At 62.1% G+C, this 509-nt stretch carries 1 protein-coding gene; it reads left to right on the forward strand.

The window, feature by feature from the left end:
* A partial coding sequence (locus tag D1094_RS18515; RefSeq protein WP_118961562.1) for a ubiquinone/menaquinone biosynthesis methyltransferase occupies window positions 1-509 on the forward strand: 509 nt, incomplete at both ends.

Below are 509 nucleotides of genomic sequence, written 5' to 3' on the forward strand. Positions count from 1 at the left end.
GACGGAACGACGCATTTCGGCTTCCGGGATGTGGAGCTTGGCGAGAAGCAGACGCTGGTGAACGAGGTGTTTCACAGCGTGGCGAAACGCTATGACCTGATGAACGACCTGATGTCAGGCGGCATGCACCGGCTCTGGAAAGAGGCGATGATTACCGCGCTCAACCCGCCGCGCTCCGATGCGCCGTTCGCGCTGCTCGATGTCGCCGGCGGCACCGGTGACATTTCCTTCCGCGCCGCCAAGGCTGCGGGTCATGGATTTCAGGCCACCGTCTGCGACATCAACGGCGAGATGCTTGCCGTCGGTCGCGAGCGCGCGGCGGCCCAGCATCTCGATCATCAGGTCTCGTTTGTCGAAGGCAATGCTGAAGCGCTCGCGTTTCCCGACAAGAGCTTTGATGCGTACACCATCGCATTCGGCATCCGGAATGTGCCGCGCATTCCGACGGCGCTGGGCGAAGCGTATCGCGTGCTCAAGCCCGGCTCGCGATTCCTGTGTCTTGAATTCTC

This window comes from Colwellia sp. RSH04, from assembly GCF_003545765.1.
Lineage (GTDB): Bacteria > Pseudomonadota > Gammaproteobacteria > Enterobacterales > Alteromonadaceae > Colwellia.